Origin of the sequence: Rhizobium sp. BK591, assembly GCF_014195045.1 — a bacterium.
GTDB lineage: Bacteria > Pseudomonadota > Alphaproteobacteria > Rhizobiales > Rhizobiaceae > Rhizobium > Rhizobium anhuiense.
This window is the reverse complement of sequence record NZ_JACIAZ010000004.1, coordinates 458,127-473,600: the sequence shown is the minus strand read 5'-3', so window position 1 is coordinate 473,600 and position 15,474 is coordinate 458,127. Positions and strand designations below refer to the sequence as shown.

The following is a 15,474-nucleotide window of genomic DNA, read 5'->3' as shown; positions in this document are numbered from 1 at the left end:
GCGACGTTGTCAGCAATCAGAATGGAGGCCCTCAGGCTTCCATCGAATAACCGGCGCCGCGGACGGTGCGGATGACGTCCTGCATGTTGGAGAAATTCAGCGCCTTGCGCAGGCGGCCGACATGGACGTCGACGGTGCGTTCGTCGACATAGATATCGTGGCCCCAGACACCGTCGAGAAGCTGCGAGCGGGAGAAGACGCGGCCCGGCGACGACATCAGGAATTCCAGCAGGCGGAATTCGGTGGGGCCGAGGCGGACTTCGCGGGTCTTGCGATGGACCCGGTGGGTTTCGCGGTCGAGTTCGATATCGCCGCATTTCAGCACCGTCGACAGCACCTCGGGACGGGCGCGGCGCAGCATCGCCTTGACGCGGGCAACGAGCTCGGGGGTCGAGAAGGGCTTGACGACATAATCGTCGGCCCCCGTCGAAAGCCCGCGGACGCGCTCGCTCTCTTCGCCGCGCGCCGTCAGCATGATGATCGGCAGGCGCTCGGTTTCCGGCCGCATGCGCAGGCGCCGGCAGAGTTCGATGCCGGAGACGCCAGGCAGCATCCAATCGAGGATGAGCAGATCGGGCGTGCGCTCCTGAAGCCGCATTTCGGCTTCGTCGCCACGAAGGATAGTATCGACCTCGAAGCCTTCCGCTTCGAGATTGTAGCGAAGAAGCACGCTCAGGGCTTCCTCGTCTTCAACAACTGCAACTCTCGGGATCATGCGTGTCGGTCTCCTCGCGCATGATCCTTGAACCGGGGATGGTTCAAGCAATGCACCCTGCGCAAATTCAGAATTGGCTGCGACCTCTTTGCGCGCCCCGGATGGGCGCGCACGCAAGCTTCTAGCCCGGCCGTCCGGCCCGGGCGGTTATTCGGTTACCGCGCCGACGGTGTTGGCGCTGTCGTCTTTCGGACGATCGCCTTCCGGCTGCGCACCTGTCGCCATGTAAAAGATCGTCTCGGCGATGTTGGTGGCGTGGTCGCCGATGCGCTCGATGTTCTTGGCGCAGAAGAGAAGATGCGTGCAGCTGGTGATGTTGCGCGGATCTTCCATCATGTAGGTCAGGAGCTCGCGAAACAGCGAGGTGTACATCGCGTCGATCTCGTTGTCGCGTTCGCGGATCGCGTTCGCCTTGTCGGCGGAGCGATTGGTGTAGACGTCGAGCACTTCCTTGAGCTGGACGAGCGCCAGCTCGGAGAGATGCTCGAGGCCGCGGGCGAGCTTGCGGGGAACGCCGGTGCTTTGGACGGCGATGACGCGTTTGGCGGTGTTCTTGCCGAGGTCGCCGACGCGTTCGAGATCGGCGGCGATGCGGATCGAACCCATGATTTCGCGCAGGTCCGCGGCCATCGGCTGACGGCGGGCGATGGTGACGATCGCCTTGTCGCCGATTTCGCGTTCGGCGTGATCGAGGATCACATCGTCGGAGATGACCTTCTGCGCCAGCGCGGTATCGCCGTTGACCAGCGCCCGCACGGCTTCGGCGACCATCTGCTCGGCCAGGCCGCCCATTTCGGAAATCCGCCTGGACAGGAACTTCAGATCATCATCATAGGCAGAATAAATATGTGTCGATGCCATGGGGCTTTATCCTCGAATAACGGAAAGGCTTGGTGACGCCAGGATCAGCCGAAGCGACCCATGATGTAGTCCTGGGTGCGCGGATCGTCGGGATTGGTGAACATCTTGTCGGTGTCGTTCTCCTCGACGAGATTGCCGAGGTGGAACATGGCGGTGCGCTGCGAGACGCGCGCGGCCTGCTGCATGGAGTGGGTGACGATGACGATCGTGTAGTTCTCGCGCAGCTCGTGGATCAGTTCCTCGACCTTGGCGGTGGCGATCGGGTCGAGCGCCGAGCAGGGCTCGTCCATCAGGATGACCTCAGGGCTGACGGCGACGGCACGGGCAATGCAGAGGCGCTGCTGCTGACCGCCGGACAGGCCGGTGCCGGATTCATGCACGCGGTCCTTGACCTCGTTCCAGAGGCCGGCGCGCTGCAGGCTGGTCTCGACGATCTGGTCGAGATCGGCCTTCGACTTGGCCAGGCCGTGGATGCGCGGGCCGTAGGAGACGTTTTCGTAGATCGTCTTCGGGAATGGGTTCGGCTTCTGGAAGACCATGCCGACGCGGGCGCGAAGTTCGACGACGTCGATATCCGGATCATAGATATCGTCGGTGTCGAGCGTGATCTTGCCGGTGACGCGGCAGCCGTCGATCGTGTCGTTCATGCGGTTGAGGCTCCGCAGGAAGGTCGACTTGCCGCAGCCGGACGGGCCGATCAGGGCGGTTACGGTGTTTTCGCGGATGTTCAGGTTCACATCGAAAAGCGCGCGCTTTTCGCCGTAGTAAACCGAGACATCCTTTCCGATCATCTTATACGGGACGTTGCTCATCTTGTGATCCAGCGCCTTTTCAACTGCAGCTTCCGTCAACATGTTCATGATGTTTAACTCCGTTTACCAGCGGCGCTCGAAGCGACGACGCAAGAGGATGGCGCCCATGTTCATGACGATCAGGAACAGGAGCAGAACGATGATGGCACCCGAAGTACGCTCGACGAAGGCACGTTCGGCCTCGTTGGCCCACATATAGACCTGTACGGGCAGAGCCGTCGAGGGATCGAGCGGCGTCGTCGGCGCGTTGGCGACGAAGGCGACCATGCCGATCAGGAGCAGCGGCGCGGTTTCGCCGAGCGCATGCGCCAGGCCGATGATCGTGCCGGTGAGGATGCCGGGCATGGCGAGCGGCAGAACGTGGTGGAACACCATCTGCATCTTGGAAGCGCCGAGGCCGAGGGCTGCGGCGCGGATCGACGGCGGCACGGCGCGAAGAGCGGCACGCGTGGCGATGATGATCGTCGGCAGGGTCATCAGCGTCAGCACCAGGCCGCCGACCAGCGACGCCGAGCGCGGCAGGCCGATGAAGTTGATGAAGACGGACAGACCGAGCAGACCGTAGACGATCGAGGGAACCGCGGCGAGGTTGTTGATGTTGACCTCGATCAGGTCCGTCAGCTTGTTCTTCGGCGCAAACTCCTCGAGATAGATCGAGGCGGCGACGCCGATCGGCAGCGACAGCACCAGCACGATCAGCATCAGGTAGAGCGAGCCGATGAGGGCGACGCCAAGGCCTGCGGCCTCCGGACGGCTGGAGTTGCCGTTGACGAAGAGGCCGGTGTTGAACTGCTTGTGAAGAGCGCCGCTCGCCTTCAGCTCGTTCATCCAGCCAACCTGCTTGTCGTTGACCTTGCGGTTCTTCTCATCGACCGAAAGATCGATCTGGCCCTTGTTGGCGCTGTCGACATTGGCGTCGGCAAGCACCGTGACATTGACCGTCTTGCCGATGATCGACGGGTCTGACATGACCATGTCGCGCAGCTGGATCGGGGCGCTCTTCGACAGCATGGCCGAGGCATCGCGCACATCAGGGCGGCTTGCGGCATTGATGTTCAGTTGCTTGACGATCGCGTCGCGCAGGAGAACCGGATAGTTGGCGGCGATCAGCACCGAAGGGTCGGTCGCACGCTTGTTGTTCGGGTCGATCGTCTTCTCCGAGAATTCGATCGGCAGGGTGATCGCCGTCTGCTGGAAGGCGGTGTAGCCCTTGCCGATCACCGTCCACAGCAGGATGAAGAGGAAGACGAGACCGAAGGTGATGGCGGCGATGCCATAGGCCTGGAACCGGCGCTCGGCGGCATAGCGGCGCTTGATGCCGATATCGCGGCGCGGTGGCGCCTTGGAAACGGTGACGCCGGCGGGAGAAACAATATCCGTCATTCGTACTGCTCCCGGTATTTGCGCACGATGTAGAGCGCATAGATGTTGAGGCAAAGCGTGATGCAGAACAGCGTGATGCCAAGGGCAAAGGCAACCAGGGTCTGCGGCGAAGTGAACTCGAGGTCGCCGGTCAGCTGGTTGACGATCTTGACGGTCACCGTCGTCATCGGCTCGAAGGGGTTGATCTGGATGCGGGCGGCAACACCGGCGGCCAGCACGACGATCATGGTTTCGCCGATGGCGCGCGAGGCGGTCATCAGCAATGCGCCGACGATGCCGGGAAGGGCTGCCGGCAAGACGACTTTCTTGATGGTTTCGGAGCGGGTGGCGCCAAGACCGAGCGAACCGTCACGCAGGGCCCGCGGCACGGCGGTGATGATGTCGTCTGACAGCGAGGAGACGTAGGGGATCAGCATGATGCCCATGACGATGCCGGCCGTCAGAACGCTCTGCGCCTGGATGAAATTCGAATAGCTGCCGGACAAAAGACCGCTGATCTGGGCGGAGAAATCGCGCAGGAACGGGCCGACGGTGACGAGCGCGAAGAAGCCGTAGACGATCGTCGGAATGCCGGCGAGCACTTCGAGAAGCGGCTTGGCGACCCCGCGCACCTTCGGCGAGGCGTATTCGGCCATGTAGATGGCGGCAAAGAGGCCGACCGGCACGGCGACCAGCATGGCGACCAGGCCGATGTAAACCGTGCCGAGCAGCAGCGGGATCAGGCCGAACTGACCGAAGGAGGAGCTGCCGGCGCCGGCAAAGCGCGGATCCCAGACGGTGCCGAAGAAAAAGTCGGCGGCGGGAACCACGGCAAAGAAGCGGGCGGCTTCCGACAGCATCGAAAGCACGATGCCAATCGTCGTCAGGATGGCGATCGAGGAGGCGAGCAGCAGGCCCCAGAGCATGACGCGCTCGACCCGGTTGCGGGCGCGGAAGCGCGGGGCGATGGAACGCAGCGCATAGAAGGCGCCTGATACAGCCAGAATGAAGACGATCGCGGTCATGGCGAGGCGGCTCGTCATGCTCTTGGCGTTCAGCGTCTTGGCGGCATCGACCATGTAGGGCTGCGGCTGGCCGGCGAGCGGCACGCCCTTTTCGAGGAGCTTGGCCTGCAGGGCGGCCGGATCGTTGGCGACTGCCGCGGCTTCATCCGAAGTCAGCATCGTCAGGCCGCGGGCGACCGTCGCCACCATCGAATAACCAAGATCCTGCTCGACCGAGGCCTGAGCCTTGACGTCGGCAGGGAAGGCGCTGCGAACCGAGGACTGGATGATGCCGGGGCTGACGGAGAGCCAGACGCAGAGGACGATGAGGGCGGGAAGAACAGCCCAGATCGCGGCATAGGCGCCGTAATAGGCCGGCCGTGAATGCAATGCGGAGGATCTGCCTCCGGCAAGCGCCGTGGCCCGGCTTCGCGCGACCAGATAGGCGGCGGCACCGATCACCACAAGGCACAAAAGTATGATGGATGTGCTCATTCGTTACGTCCCCAAGCCCGTGGCCCCAAAGCCCGGCAGCTTCACAGCCTGCCTTCAGCTTCCAATCATGCGGAATGAATTTAACCCGCAGCACCGAAAACGCCGGCGCGAGGGATAAGGCAATGCCGGCGCGGGCCTGAAGGCACCGCGCCGGCAAAGTGATTACATGGACTTGCCGGCTTCGACGTCCTTGCGGATCGCTTCGCGCTCGGCATCCGGAGCGGCAACCAGGCCGTATTCGACGAGCGGGCCGTCAGGGCCGATCATCTGGTCGGATACGAAGAAGTTGACGTATTCCTTCAGGCCCGGAACGGCGCCGAGATGTGCCTTCTTGACGTAGAAGAACAGCGGGCGGGAAACCGGGTAGGTGCCGTTCGCGATCGTTTCCGTCGAGGGAACGATGCCGTTTACGCTGGCAACCTTGAGCTTGTCGGCGTTGTTTTCATAGAAGGAAAGGCCGAATACGCCGACGCCGGTCTTGTTGGCGGCGATGCGTGCCAGGGTTTCCGGATAGTCGCCGTCGATGTCGACAGCAACGCCGTCCTTGCGGACTGCGACGCAGGCCTTGCCCTGGGCCGCCTTGTCGGAGATTTCCTTGGCGATGACGTCGGTTGCGCCAGAAGCCTTGCAGCCGGCGGCGAGAACGTTCTGTTCGAAGACTTCGCGCGTGCCGTGCTTTTCGCCCGGGATATAGGCAGCGATATCAACAGCGGGAAGCTTCGGGTTGACTTCCGACCACTTCTTATAGGGGTTGGCGACGAGCTTGCCGTCGACGACGACCTGGGCTGCGAGGGCCTTGTAGATGTCGGCAGGAACGTAGGCAACGTCAGGGTTGGAAGCGTCGGTTGCGAAGACGATGCCGTCGTAGCCGATCCTGACTTCCTGGATATCCGTCACGCCGGCAGCCTTGCAGGCTTCGGCTTCGTTCTTGTTGATCGGACGCGAGGCGTTTGCAATGTCGATGGTGTCTTCGCCAACGCCCTTGCAGAACTCCTTCAGGCCAGCGCCCGTGCCGCCGGATTCAACGACCGGCGTCTTGAAGTTGGTGAAGGTTTCGCCGAAGGACTCGGCAACGATCTTTGCGTAAGGCAGGACGGTGGACGAACCAGCAACCTGAATCTGGTCGCGGGCGACGGCAGCGCCAGCGAAAGCAGCAGTTGCAGCGAGCGCGGCAACGGTGAGCTTGAAGGTGTTCATGTAAATCTCCCGGCATTGGGCTTGTGTGAGTGCGGCCTGTAGAGAGGCCCTCGCAGTGCCTTTTTTCATCGGCGAGACTCTCTTAGCGGTTTAAGCACCGTCCTTTTATGTCAAAGCGATGAAACATTTGTGACAGCTTAAGATGCTGATTTATAATGGAAAATTTTGAAGACGCCGATCCATCGTGTCGGCGAACGGCAAAGTCCGGCGACCAATCCACCTTACGTTGTAGAAATCGGCTTCATATCCTGATGGGGAGACGGCGGCTTTCCGCACTACATCCTTTCACCAAGGTTGTTCCGTGTGATTTGCCCCTCACCCTAACCCTCTCCCCGTAAACGTGGCGAGGGGACATGCCCTGTCAAAAGCGCACGGTGAAATCGGTGCCCTTGCCGACTTCGGATTTGACGATCAGCCGTGCGCGGTGGCGGGTGAGGATGTGTTTGACGATGGCCAGGCCGAGGCCGGTGCCCTTCTTCGAGCGGCTATCCTCGATGCTGACGCGATAGAAGCGCTCGGTCAGGCGCGGCACATGCTCGGCCGGAATGCCCGGACCCTTGTCGACGATACTGACCTCGACCGGCTGGCCGGTGCCATTCTTCAACCAGACGTCGACGATCTCGCCCTCCTGGCCGTATTTGCAGGCGTTTTCCATCAGGTTCTCGAAGACTTGGACAAGCTCGTCGCGGTCTCCCAGCACCTCGACCTTGCCCTCGGGCAGATGCAGGTTGATGTCGACGCCGACATCCCTTGCCAGTGGCGCCAGGGAATCCCTGACATGGCCGAGCAGCGGCACCAGGTCGATCTTCTCGTCCGGCGCGATGTGCGATTTCAGCTCCAGGCGGGAGAGCGACAGCAGGTCGTCGACCAGCCTGCTCATCCGCGTCGCCTGGTCGAGCATGATGTTGAGGAAGCGCGCCTGCGCCTTCAGATCGTTCTTCGCCGGCCCCTGGATGGTCTCGATGAAGCCGCGCAGCGAGGCAAGCGGCGTGCGCAGCTCATGGCTGGCATTGGCGACGAAATCCGAGCGCATGCGGTCGATGCGGCGGACCTCGGAAATATCGCGGAAGGAGAGGATGAAATAGCGCTCATGCGGCCCGTCCCCGGCCGCGAATTCAATGGGCGCGCTGCGGACGATATAGACGCGCTCGGAGGGCAGCCGCTCGGAATGCTCGATCTGGTTCGGCGCGTTGGTGGCGATCGTCTCACGCACCATGTCGAGCACGCCGGGCGAGCGCAGGCGGGCCGATATATGGGCTCCGAGCGCCACCTCGCCGAAGGCCTTTTCGGCGGCGCGGTTCTGGAAGAGCACCGAGGCATCGTCCGACAGCAGCATGACGGGGAAATCGAGGCCGGAGAGCGTGGCGGAAACCTCCGGCAGGCGGCTTGGCGGCAGCTCCGGCTTCATCTCCACCGGCGGGGCGGGTTCGGCCTCGATGATGGGCGCCTCGTTGAAAAGCGCGGTGAGGATCATCACCAGCAGAAGGACAAGCACAACCCACTTGTTCATGCCGGCGGCAAGCGCGATCAGCGCGCTGAGGATCGCCGCAAGCAGCACCGGCCGTTCGCGCCTTATGCGCGCCAACAGGCTTTTTCTCCATGGAGTTTCGTCTGGCAAGTGCCCTCGCGGCGTCGATTCGTTTTTCTTTATATTGGAACTCTGCCTGATAGCGGCAATTCATGACAGAAGTTTTCGGGCTGCCGCCCCGAAGCGAAAGGCCGCCACCGAAACCGACGAAAAAGTGCCGGCCATCCGCGAAAGATTTGATTTTCAACGGCAACTATGTTCGCCTGCGGGAAGAGAACAATCAGGCTGAGGAGGAACATATGGACGAGGACGTCGAAAACAGGGCCGTCGAGCTGGAGATCCGCGGAAAGAAACGCATCTTCGATGTCGACGATCCCGTCCTGCCGGACTGGGTGGAGGAAAACGCACTGGAATCCGGCGATTTTCCCTACAAGAAGAAGCTCAAGGAAGAGGACTATCTGGAGCAGCTGGAAAAGCTGCAGATTGAACTCGTCAAGGTGCAGTTCTGGCTGCAGGCGACCGGCAAGCGGGTGATGGCGCTGTTCGAGGGACGCGATGCTGCCGGCAAGGGCGGTGCGATCTCGGCCTCTTCGGCGCATATGAATCCGCGCCTTGCGCGCGTCGTGGCGCTGACCAAGCCCACCGAGCGCGAGCAGGGGCAATGGTATTTCCAGCGTTATGTCGCACAGTTTCCGACGGCTGGCGAATTCGTGCTGTTCGACCGCTCCTGGTACAACCGGGCCGGCGTCGAGCCGGTCATGGGTTTCTGCACGCCGCAGCAATATGAGGATTTTCTCAAGCAGACGCCGCAGCTCGAAAAGATCATCGCCCATGAGGGCATCTTCTTCTTCAAATTTTATCTCGATATCGGCCGCGAGATGCAGCTCAAGCGCTTCCACGACCGCCGCCATGATCCGCTGAAAGTCTGGAAACTGTCGTCGATGGACATCGCGGCGCTGACCAAATGGGGCGATTACAGCGATAAGCGCAACCGGATGCTGAAGGAAACCCATACGGATTTTGCGCCCTGGACGGTGATCCGCGCCAACGACAAGCGGCGCGCCCGCCTCGAACTGATCCGCCACATGCTGAACGCGATGGATTATGACGGCAAGGATAAAAAGGCGCTCGGCACGGTCGACGAAGAGATCATCGGCTCGGGGTCCGGGTTTCTGAAATAAGGCTTTCCGAAATAGGAGTTCACTGCCCCGGCAGGATGCGGATGGCAAAGAGGTTGATGCCGCGCGCCTTGCCGTCGAGATCGCTGTTGATCGTCAGCGTGCCCGGCGCATTCGGCGCCAGCGAGCGGTCGAACTTCACCTGCAGCAGCGCATCCGACTTTTCCCGGGTGACGTTGAAGCGATGGCGGGCGCAATTGCCGAGCGACTGGAAATTGCATTCGACGGTGACCTGGGTCGGCTCGTCGGTGGTCGATTGCAGCGTCAGCGCGATCGTCGAGGATTTGCCGGCAAGCTGCTGCAGCACCGATGACGGCACGCTGATCGAGATATTGCCATCGGCTGCACCGCTCTCGGAAATCAGGCGGATGGCGGGGCCGTCATTCTCGGCGATCTTTTCGGTGCGCGCCCTGGGACCGCTCTTAATCTTGTCGGCGTCCTCAGGCTTGAACAGCGGGATCCAATCGGCCGAAAAGCTGTTCTGCGGATCGATGGTCACCGGCTGGTCGGTGGGAGAGGCCGTATTGCCGGCGCTGTCGTCATTGCCGGTGAAATCCTCGGGCTGGGTGCTTGCCGGCGGATTGGCAACGCTGGTGTCGCGCTCGGCTGCGGTCAACAGCAGGCCCGACGTGTGCGCCCACCAGGCGCCGATGCCGATAAAGGCCAGCAGCACGCACCAGACGAGCAGCCGCGAAAAGAATTTGCGCGGCTTGCGGCGGCCGGCCGCCCGCTCCGGGCGGAAATCCATGTTGGTGGCGCGCTGGCCGCGGGCAAGGCGCTCCTCGCCGACCGGCGCGGCGGCCAGATGATCGCCACTGCCGGCATGCACGTCGTCGAGGCTCGCTTCATCGCGGCGGCCGAAGCTCACTTCGGGGGCGCGGGTCTCGCCCGACACGGCGGGACTGTCGATATCATCCACCTCGTCGCGGTGGACTGGAGGTGCCGGCATTTCCACGACCGGCGGCACGGGCACCTCAGGCGGCCTCTGGCGGGGGTGAAGGCGGTCACGCTCCTCGCTTTCGATGGCGTGGATGGTGCTTTCCAGGCGATGGCGATGATGGGCAACAACCTCGGTGTCGGTGATATCCTGCTTGCGCAGACCGGCTTCGAGCGCCTGGCGGGCCGACTGGTAGATCCTCGCTCGAACCTCCGGATTGTCGCGATCGGAGTTTTCGAGCGCTGTTCTGATGGCCGTTTCTAATCCGCTCACATCCAGTCCTTCACCATGAACTCGGCATCGGACTGCAATCCCCGCCGTTCTCTCTCAAAATTCGGTAGCGTCAAGTGCGGCAAACCGCAAGCCTTGCAGGCCTGGCCGCGGTTGATCGGCGAGGATAATCGGCAGCTTTCAGCACATGCGGACCTTATTCTATCAGCCTTCTCAGACCTATATATTCGGGGTGAAATCGACGAAGGCATGGCAGCCGCTCTTTTATCGCCTTTTCATCTCTGTTATGAGATTGACGTTTTCGTAAACGTCAATGGAAGTGATGAACCATGGCCCTGCCCGCGATCCTGAGGGATAAACTGAGACTGCCGGTCATCGGCTCGCCGCTGTTCATCATCTCGCATCCGGCGCTGACGCTGGCGCAATGCAAGGCAGGTGTCGTCGGCGCCTTTCCGGCGCTGAACGCCCGGCCGGAAAGCCAGCTCGACGAATGGCTGGCCGAGATCACCGAGGAGCTTGCCCGCCACGACGCCGCCCATCCGGAGCGGCCGGCCGCCCCCTTTGCCGTCAACCAGATCGTCCACATGTCGAACAAGCGGCTGGAGCATGACCTCTCGCTCTGCGTCAAATACAAGGTGCCGATCGTCATCTCTTCGCTCGGCGCCGTGCCCGAGGTCAACGCCGCCGTCCATTCCTATGGCGGCATCGTGCTGCATGACATCATCAACAACCGCCACGCCCATTCGGCAATCCGCAAGGGGGCCGACGGGCTGATTGCGGTGGCGGCCGGCGCCGGCGGCCATGCCGGCACGCTGTCGCCCTTTGCGCTGATCCAGGAAATCCGCGAATGGTTCGACGGGCCGCTGCTGCTCGCCGGCGCGATTTCCACCGGCGGCGCCATCCTTGCCGCAGAAGCGATGGGCGCCGACATGGCCTATATCGGCTCGCCTTTCATCGCCACGCAAGAGGCGCGCGCCGCCGACGCCTACAAGCAGGCGATCGTCGAAGGCGCCGCTGGCGACATCGTCTATTCCAACTATTTCACCGGCATACACGGCAATTACCTCAAGCCCTCGATCGTGGCGGCCGGCATGGACCCCGACAACCTGCCGCTGGCCGATCCCTCGAAGATGGATTTCGAGCAGGCGACCGGCGGCGCCAAGGCCTGGAAGGACATCTGGGGCAGCGGCCAGGGCATCAGCGCCATCAAGGCCGTCGAGCCGGTGGCGAACCTCGTCGACCGGCTGGAGGCCGAATACAAGGCGGCGCGTGCCCGGCTGGCGCTCTGAGCCGCGCCTACTCGGCCCCTCCCCTCTTTTTTGCCAAAGCCATGACAGGGCGCTTGAAATCTTCCAACAATGGCTGTATCAGCGCCATGCAAATCGCGGGCCGCATGCTTCGGCCGTGAAATGCCGCTTTAGCTCAGGTGGTAGAGCACATCATTCGTAATGATGGGGTCGCAGGTTCGAGTCCTGCAAGCGGCACCATTTCTTTATAAGCCTCTCTTAAAATCCTGCGTTTGCCTTGAGCTGCATTTGGCCGCTCTGCAGGCAAAATTTCAGCAATTGGAGCCTCTTCACTCATGGCGGCTGTGCTGCCATTCATCTAACTATACGCGACCGATATCGATCGAACGAGAGCAGGTTGGCGATTAGGAGGATCCATGAGGACATCGCTTTTAAGCATCGCGCTTTTCACATTTGGTTTGTCCGCTGCGCAAGCAAAAGACTTCCCGCTCGCCTCATGTGCTGGATGGAACGGAACGCTCGTCAGCAAGACCGGCATCGATTCAAGCACAGCAGTGATGGAAGGCAAGCTCACTCGGGCCGACTTCCAGGAATATTGCAAGCGAGACCCAGGATGGGAGACAACAGCCCATGGCGGCAAACTGACCGTCAAGCAGTGCGTAGCGATGTACACAAAAGAGAATGGGAAAGACACTTTCCGTTCCACCGCCAATTGTAGCGAAGGCACCCTGTCCTTCGAACCTTCTGCCGGAACACCGCAGAGTGTCACTTTCCCACTACCAGAGAATTCAGACATATCGTGCGCTTCGGGGATGCCGCCGCTGATCGAGCAGTTCAGCCTTCTCTGCCCTCAGGCGGCGCGGGAGTTTCATTTGATGGATGACGAATGACAGGAGGGCTGTTTCAACCGCCAACAGACTGGTCAGCTATCGGGCGGGCCAAAATCCGGACAGCCGACGCCGGGTTGCCCCGCCGGTTCCGCGGAGAGCGGGACGACCGGCGAGGCCTGCCCGCAATGAAGATCGGGCCGATTGCCGCCTGACTGCCTGATAGAATGAAGGGCTCCGGGCGAGGTGGCACTCCGATCGAAGTGGCACCGGGGCCTTCGCTTCGGCCGCTCCCACCTCGGACGAAAACAACAGCTGCCGCGGGAACGGCTTTACGACTCGCGACTGCGGACGTAAAACTACCCGTCACTCCGCAAGCGGCGCATCGCCCCACACCCAGCCAGCCCGCCGACATTTCCGGCCATGCGGAGCACCCGAAGAGGATCGTCATGTCGAATGCAGCGCAACGCTCGAACCGCGTGCTTATCGTCGCCACCATCATGCTCGCGACCTTCATGGTGGCGATCGAGGCGACGATTGTGGCGACGGCGATGCCGCGCATCGTCGGGCAGCTCGGCGGCTTTTCCTATTACAGCTGGGTGTTTTCGGCCTTCCTGCTGGCGCAGTCGACGACCACTGTTATCTACGGCAAGCTTTCCGACATTTTCGGGCGCAAGCCGGTGCTGATCGGCGGCATCCTGATCTTCCTCGTCGGCTCGCTGCTTTGCGGGTTTGCCTGGTCGATGATGTCGCTGGTGCTGTTCCGGCTGCTGCAGGGGCTCGGCGCCGGCGCCATCCAACCGGTGACGATGACGATCATCGGCGATCTCTTCAAGCTCGAGGAACGCGGCCGCGTGCAGGGCGCGATGGCGACCGTCTGGGCGACCTCGGCCGTCGTCGGGCCGCTGGCCGGCGGCATCATCGTCGACAACATCTCCTGGGCCTGGATCTTCTGGATCAACCTGCCGATCGGCATCATCTCGATCATCGCCTTCATGATCTTCCTGAAGGAGGATGTGGCGCACAAGCAGGCAAAGATCGACTACCTCGGATCGGTGCTGTTTTCGATATCGATTGTCGCACTGCTCGTCATGCTGACGGAAACCGATGCCAGCGCCTGGATTCTGATTTCGCTTTTTTCCGTCTTCGTGGTCACGGGCCTTCTCTTTCTCGCCCAGGAGAAGCGGGCGCCGGAGCCGATCATTTCGATCCCGCTCTGGAGCCGAAGGCTGATCGCAACCAGCAATGCGGCGACGCTGCTCGCCGGCATGGCGCTGATCGGGCTTTCGACCATCCTGCCGATCTATGTACAGGGCGTGCTCGGCCGCTCGCCGATCGTGGCAGGCTTCACACTCACCATGCTGGTCGTCGGCTGGCCCCTGTCGGTGATGCTCTCCAGCCGCTTCTACAAGGCCTTCGGCATCCGCCGCACCTTGCGCGTCGGCAGCCTGCTGTTTCCCTTCGGCGCCTGTTTTCTTCTGTTCCTGACACCGGAGAGTTCGCCTGTTATTGCCGGCGCCGGTTCCTTCTTCATGGGCTTCGGCATGGGCCTCATCAGCCTCACCAGCATCGTGCTGGTGCAGGACAGCGTCGAATGGGCGATGCGCGGCAGCGCCACCGCCTCGATCATCTTTGCCCGCAGCCTCGGCAATACGCTCGGCGCCACCGTGCTCGGTGCCATCCTCAATGCCGGCATCAATCACTATGCGAGCGGCGAGGCGGCGGCGGGCCTGCATGAGGCGCTGAACCAGCCGACCGGGCTTTCGGCGCTCGCCGCCGATCCTGCCATCCGCTCGGTCTTCAATGCGGCCCTGCACTGGAGCTTCTGGGGCGTGGTCGTCGTCGCGGTACTGACCTTCTTCACCACCTGGCTGATCCCGGTCGGGGCCGGCCGGAAGCGCGAGGGGGCGGCCGTCGCAAGCGAGGCGGCTTCGCATTGAGCGGTTCGGCTTACGGACGCGCTCCGGGCAAACCGCTTCGCACGTCTCCTGAATCTCGTTGTCGACGAGATTGTCTCGAAATGCAGAGGTGATTTTCCGGACATGTCGGCAGCAACGCGCCCGGAGCGGTCACCACCTCCGGCATATTTCCTTACAGGGCATCCCGGATATCGAAGCGGACGATCTTGTCGCCTTCGATGCGGAAGATATGCGTGACGGTCTTGTCCTTCAGGCCATGGCTTTGCCCTTCCAGCGGCCGGCCATCGAGGTCAAAGACCGACTGGATCACCTCGACAGCCACAGTGCCATCGTCCGTTTCCGCAAAGGCGACCGGCTCGACATGTGGACTGATGACAGCCCATTGGCGTGTCCAATAGTCGCGCACGGCCTCACGACCATGAACATGGCCGCCATCCATGCCGTTGGCCCAGGCGACATCGTCGGAAAGGACGGCGAGGACAGCGTCGATGTCCCTGGCGTTGAAGCCGGCATAGACGCGCTTGAGCATTTCGACGTCATTGTTGGACATGTCATTTCCTCAATGGAGATTGAAAGATCAGCTCGGCGGCATCAAACGATATTGCCGAATGCCGCGCATCAATATACATACGTACATATATATCTTATGGTCAAGCGCAGGCAAGAGGTCAAGCGGAATGGATGAAGACGTGCTTTCGACGCCGGGGCATCTCATCAGTCTTGCGGCGCGCGGATTTGCGCGCTTGAGCGAAACACGCCTCAAACCGCTCGGCTTCGGTGTCGGCCAATTGCCTGTGCTGGTGGCGCTGCAAGATGGCAAGGCAAGCACGCAGCGCGATCTCGCGCGCTTTGCCAGGGTCGAGCAACCGCCGATGGCGCAGATGCTCGCCCGCATGGAGCGGGATGGCTTGATCGAGCGGACACGCGACCCGGCTGATGGCCGCAGCAGCCGCATCGTGCTGGCCAAGGCTGCCCGGGACGGCATGCCGGAGGCGATTGCGGCCTTGTTCCAGGGGAATGAAGAGGCATTGGCCGGGTTCACGGATGCGGAAGCAGCACAACTTGTCGGTCTGCTCAAGCGGCTGATCGACAATCTGGATCAGATTGCCAACGCGGAGTCGGCGTCAAGCGATTGCTGAGTTTTGGCCAGGCGGAGAATTT

At 61.9% G+C, this 15,474-nt stretch carries 14 protein-coding genes and 1 tRNA gene; 6 read left to right on the top strand and 9 right to left on the bottom strand.

Features of this window, described 5'->3' with window-relative positions:
* Positions 1–31 precede the first annotated feature (31 nt).
* From phoB to phoR, 7 genes are all read right to left on the bottom strand, one after another.
* Positions 32–715, bottom strand: coding sequence for a phosphate regulon transcriptional regulator PhoB (phoB, locus tag FHX10_RS20485; protein WP_003545181.1), 684 nt, complete (start codon positions 713–715; stop codon positions 32–34).
* Positions 716–862: 147 nt separating this feature from the next.
* Positions 863–1,576, bottom strand: coding sequence for a phosphate signaling complex protein PhoU (phoU, locus tag FHX10_RS20480; protein ID WP_028756987.1), 714 nt, complete (start codon positions 1,574–1,576; stop codon positions 863–865).
* A gap of 44 nt (positions 1,577–1,620) precedes the next feature.
* Positions 1,621–2,436 carry a phosphate ABC transporter ATP-binding protein PstB gene (gene pstB, locus FHX10_RS20475; RefSeq protein ID WP_003556197.1) on the bottom strand — a complete coding sequence of 272 codons (816 nt, stop codon included), beginning with the start codon at positions 2,434–2,436 and terminating at the stop codon, positions 1,621–1,623.
* Positions 2,437–2,451: 15 nt separating this feature from the next.
* Positions 2,452–3,771: a phosphate ABC transporter permease PstA gene (gene pstA / locus FHX10_RS20470; RefSeq protein WP_028756988.1), complete on the bottom strand. Its 1,320-nt coding sequence runs from the start codon at positions 3,769–3,771 to the stop codon at positions 2,452–2,454.
* Complete coding sequence (gene pstC / locus FHX10_RS20465; protein ID WP_097544946.1) at positions 3,768–5,249, bottom strand: phosphate ABC transporter permease subunit PstC; 1,482 nt, start codon at positions 5,247–5,249, stop codon at positions 3,768–3,770. Before pstC ends, pstA begins: the two co-directional genes overlap by 4 nt.
* 162 nt (positions 5,250–5,411) lie before the next feature.
* Positions 5,412–6,446 carry a substrate-binding domain-containing protein gene (locus FHX10_RS20460; RefSeq protein ID WP_047617056.1) on the bottom strand — a complete coding sequence of 345 codons (1,035 nt, stop codon included), beginning with the start codon at positions 6,444–6,446 and terminating at the stop codon, positions 5,412–5,414.
* 361 nt (positions 6,447–6,807) lie between these two features.
* A complete protein-coding gene (gene phoR, locus FHX10_RS20455) occupies positions 6,808–8,031 on the bottom strand; it encodes a phosphate regulon sensor histidine kinase PhoR (RefSeq protein WP_028756991.1) in 1,224 nt (407 codons plus the stop codon).
* Positions 8,032–8,273: 242 nt separating this feature from the next.
* Between phoR and ppk2 the strand changes: the two genes are divergently transcribed.
* Positions 8,274–9,155, top strand: coding sequence for a polyphosphate kinase 2 (ppk2, locus tag FHX10_RS20450; RefSeq protein WP_028756992.1), 882 nt, complete (start codon positions 8,274–8,276; stop codon positions 9,153–9,155).
* 19 nt (positions 9,156–9,174) lie between these two features.
* On the opposite strand, the gene FHX10_RS20445 is transcribed toward ppk2, so the two are convergent.
* Entirely contained in the window at positions 9,175–10,362 is a 1,188-nt protein-coding gene (locus FHX10_RS20445) for a regulator (RefSeq protein WP_183844904.1), read from the bottom strand.
* Positions 10,363–10,649: 287 nt separating this feature from the next.
* On the opposite strand from FHX10_RS20445, the gene FHX10_RS20440 reads away from it, so the two are divergent.
* From FHX10_RS20440 to FHX10_RS20425, 4 genes are all read left to right on the top strand, one after another.
* Positions 10,650–11,609, top strand: a complete 960-nt coding sequence (locus FHX10_RS20440) for an NAD(P)H-dependent flavin oxidoreductase (RefSeq protein ID WP_028757465.1) — start codon at positions 10,650–10,652, stop codon at positions 11,607–11,609.
* Positions 11,610–11,731: 122 nt separating this feature from the next.
* Positions 11,732–11,807, top strand: a tRNA-Thr gene (locus FHX10_RS20435).
* A 176-nt stretch (positions 11,808–11,983) separates the two neighbouring features.
* The gene (locus tag FHX10_RS20430; RefSeq protein WP_097543253.1) at positions 11,984–12,457 is read left to right on the top strand and encodes a hypothetical protein; all 474 of its coding nucleotides are present in this window, start codon (positions 11,984–11,986) and stop codon (positions 12,455–12,457) included.
* A gap of 386 nt (positions 12,458–12,843) precedes the next feature.
* Positions 12,844–14,334, top strand: coding sequence for an MDR family MFS transporter (locus FHX10_RS20425; protein ID WP_097543252.1), 1,491 nt, complete (start codon positions 12,844–12,846; stop codon positions 14,332–14,334).
* 151 nt (positions 14,335–14,485) lie between these two features.
* On the opposite strand, the gene FHX10_RS20420 is transcribed toward FHX10_RS20425, so the two are convergent.
* Complete coding sequence (locus FHX10_RS20420) at positions 14,486–14,863, bottom strand: nuclear transport factor 2 family protein (RefSeq protein ID WP_097543251.1); 378 nt, start codon at positions 14,861–14,863, stop codon at positions 14,486–14,488.
* A gap of 127 nt (positions 14,864–14,990) precedes the next feature.
* On the opposite strand from FHX10_RS20420, the gene FHX10_RS20415 reads away from it, so the two are divergent.
* Positions 14,991–15,452, top strand: a complete 462-nt coding sequence (locus FHX10_RS20415) for a MarR family winged helix-turn-helix transcriptional regulator (protein WP_097543250.1) — start codon at positions 14,991–14,993, stop codon at positions 15,450–15,452.
* The last annotated feature ends 22 nt before the right edge of the window (positions 15,453–15,474 follow it).

Excerpts from the sequence above, each read along its gene's own strand:
- pstB (WP_003556197.1), bottom strand. The coding sequence starts at position 2,436 with ATGAACATGTTGACGGAAGCTGCAGTTGAAAAGGCGCTGGATCACAAG.
- FHX10_RS20420 (WP_097543251.1), bottom strand. The coding sequence starts at position 14,863 with ATGTCCAACAATGACGTCGAAATGCTCAAGCGCGTCTATGCCGGCTTC.
- FHX10_RS20440 (WP_028757465.1), top strand. The coding sequence starts at position 10,650 with ATGGCCCTGCCCGCGATCCTGAGGGATAAACTGAGACTGCCGGTCATC.
- FHX10_RS20415 (WP_097543250.1), top strand. The coding sequence starts at position 14,991 with ATGGATGAAGACGTGCTTTCGACGCCGGGGCATCTCATCAGTCTTGCG.
- FHX10_RS20460 (WP_047617056.1), bottom strand. The coding sequence starts at position 6,446 with ATGAACACCTTCAAGCTCACCGTTGCCGCGCTCGCTGCAACTGCTGCT.
- FHX10_RS20430 (WP_097543253.1), top strand. The coding sequence starts at position 11,984 with ATGAGGACATCGCTTTTAAGCATCGCGCTTTTCACATTTGGTTTGTCC.
- phoB (WP_003545181.1), bottom strand. The coding sequence starts at position 715 with ATGATCCCGAGAGTTGCAGTTGTTGAAGACGAGGAAGCCCTGAGCGTG.
- ppk2 (WP_028756992.1), top strand. The coding sequence starts at position 8,274 with ATGGACGAGGACGTCGAAAACAGGGCCGTCGAGCTGGAGATCCGCGGA.
- phoU (WP_028756987.1), bottom strand. The coding sequence starts at position 1,576 with ATGGCATCGACACATATTTATTCTGCCTATGATGATGATCTGAAGTTC.
- pstC (WP_097544946.1), bottom strand. The coding sequence starts at position 5,249 with ATGAGCACATCCATCATACTTTTGTGCCTTGTGGTGATCGGTGCCGCC.
- FHX10_RS20425 (WP_097543252.1), top strand. The coding sequence starts at position 12,844 with ATGTCGAATGCAGCGCAACGCTCGAACCGCGTGCTTATCGTCGCCACC.
- pstA (WP_028756988.1), bottom strand. The coding sequence starts at position 3,771 with ATGACGGATATTGTTTCTCCCGCCGGCGTCACCGTTTCCAAGGCGCCA.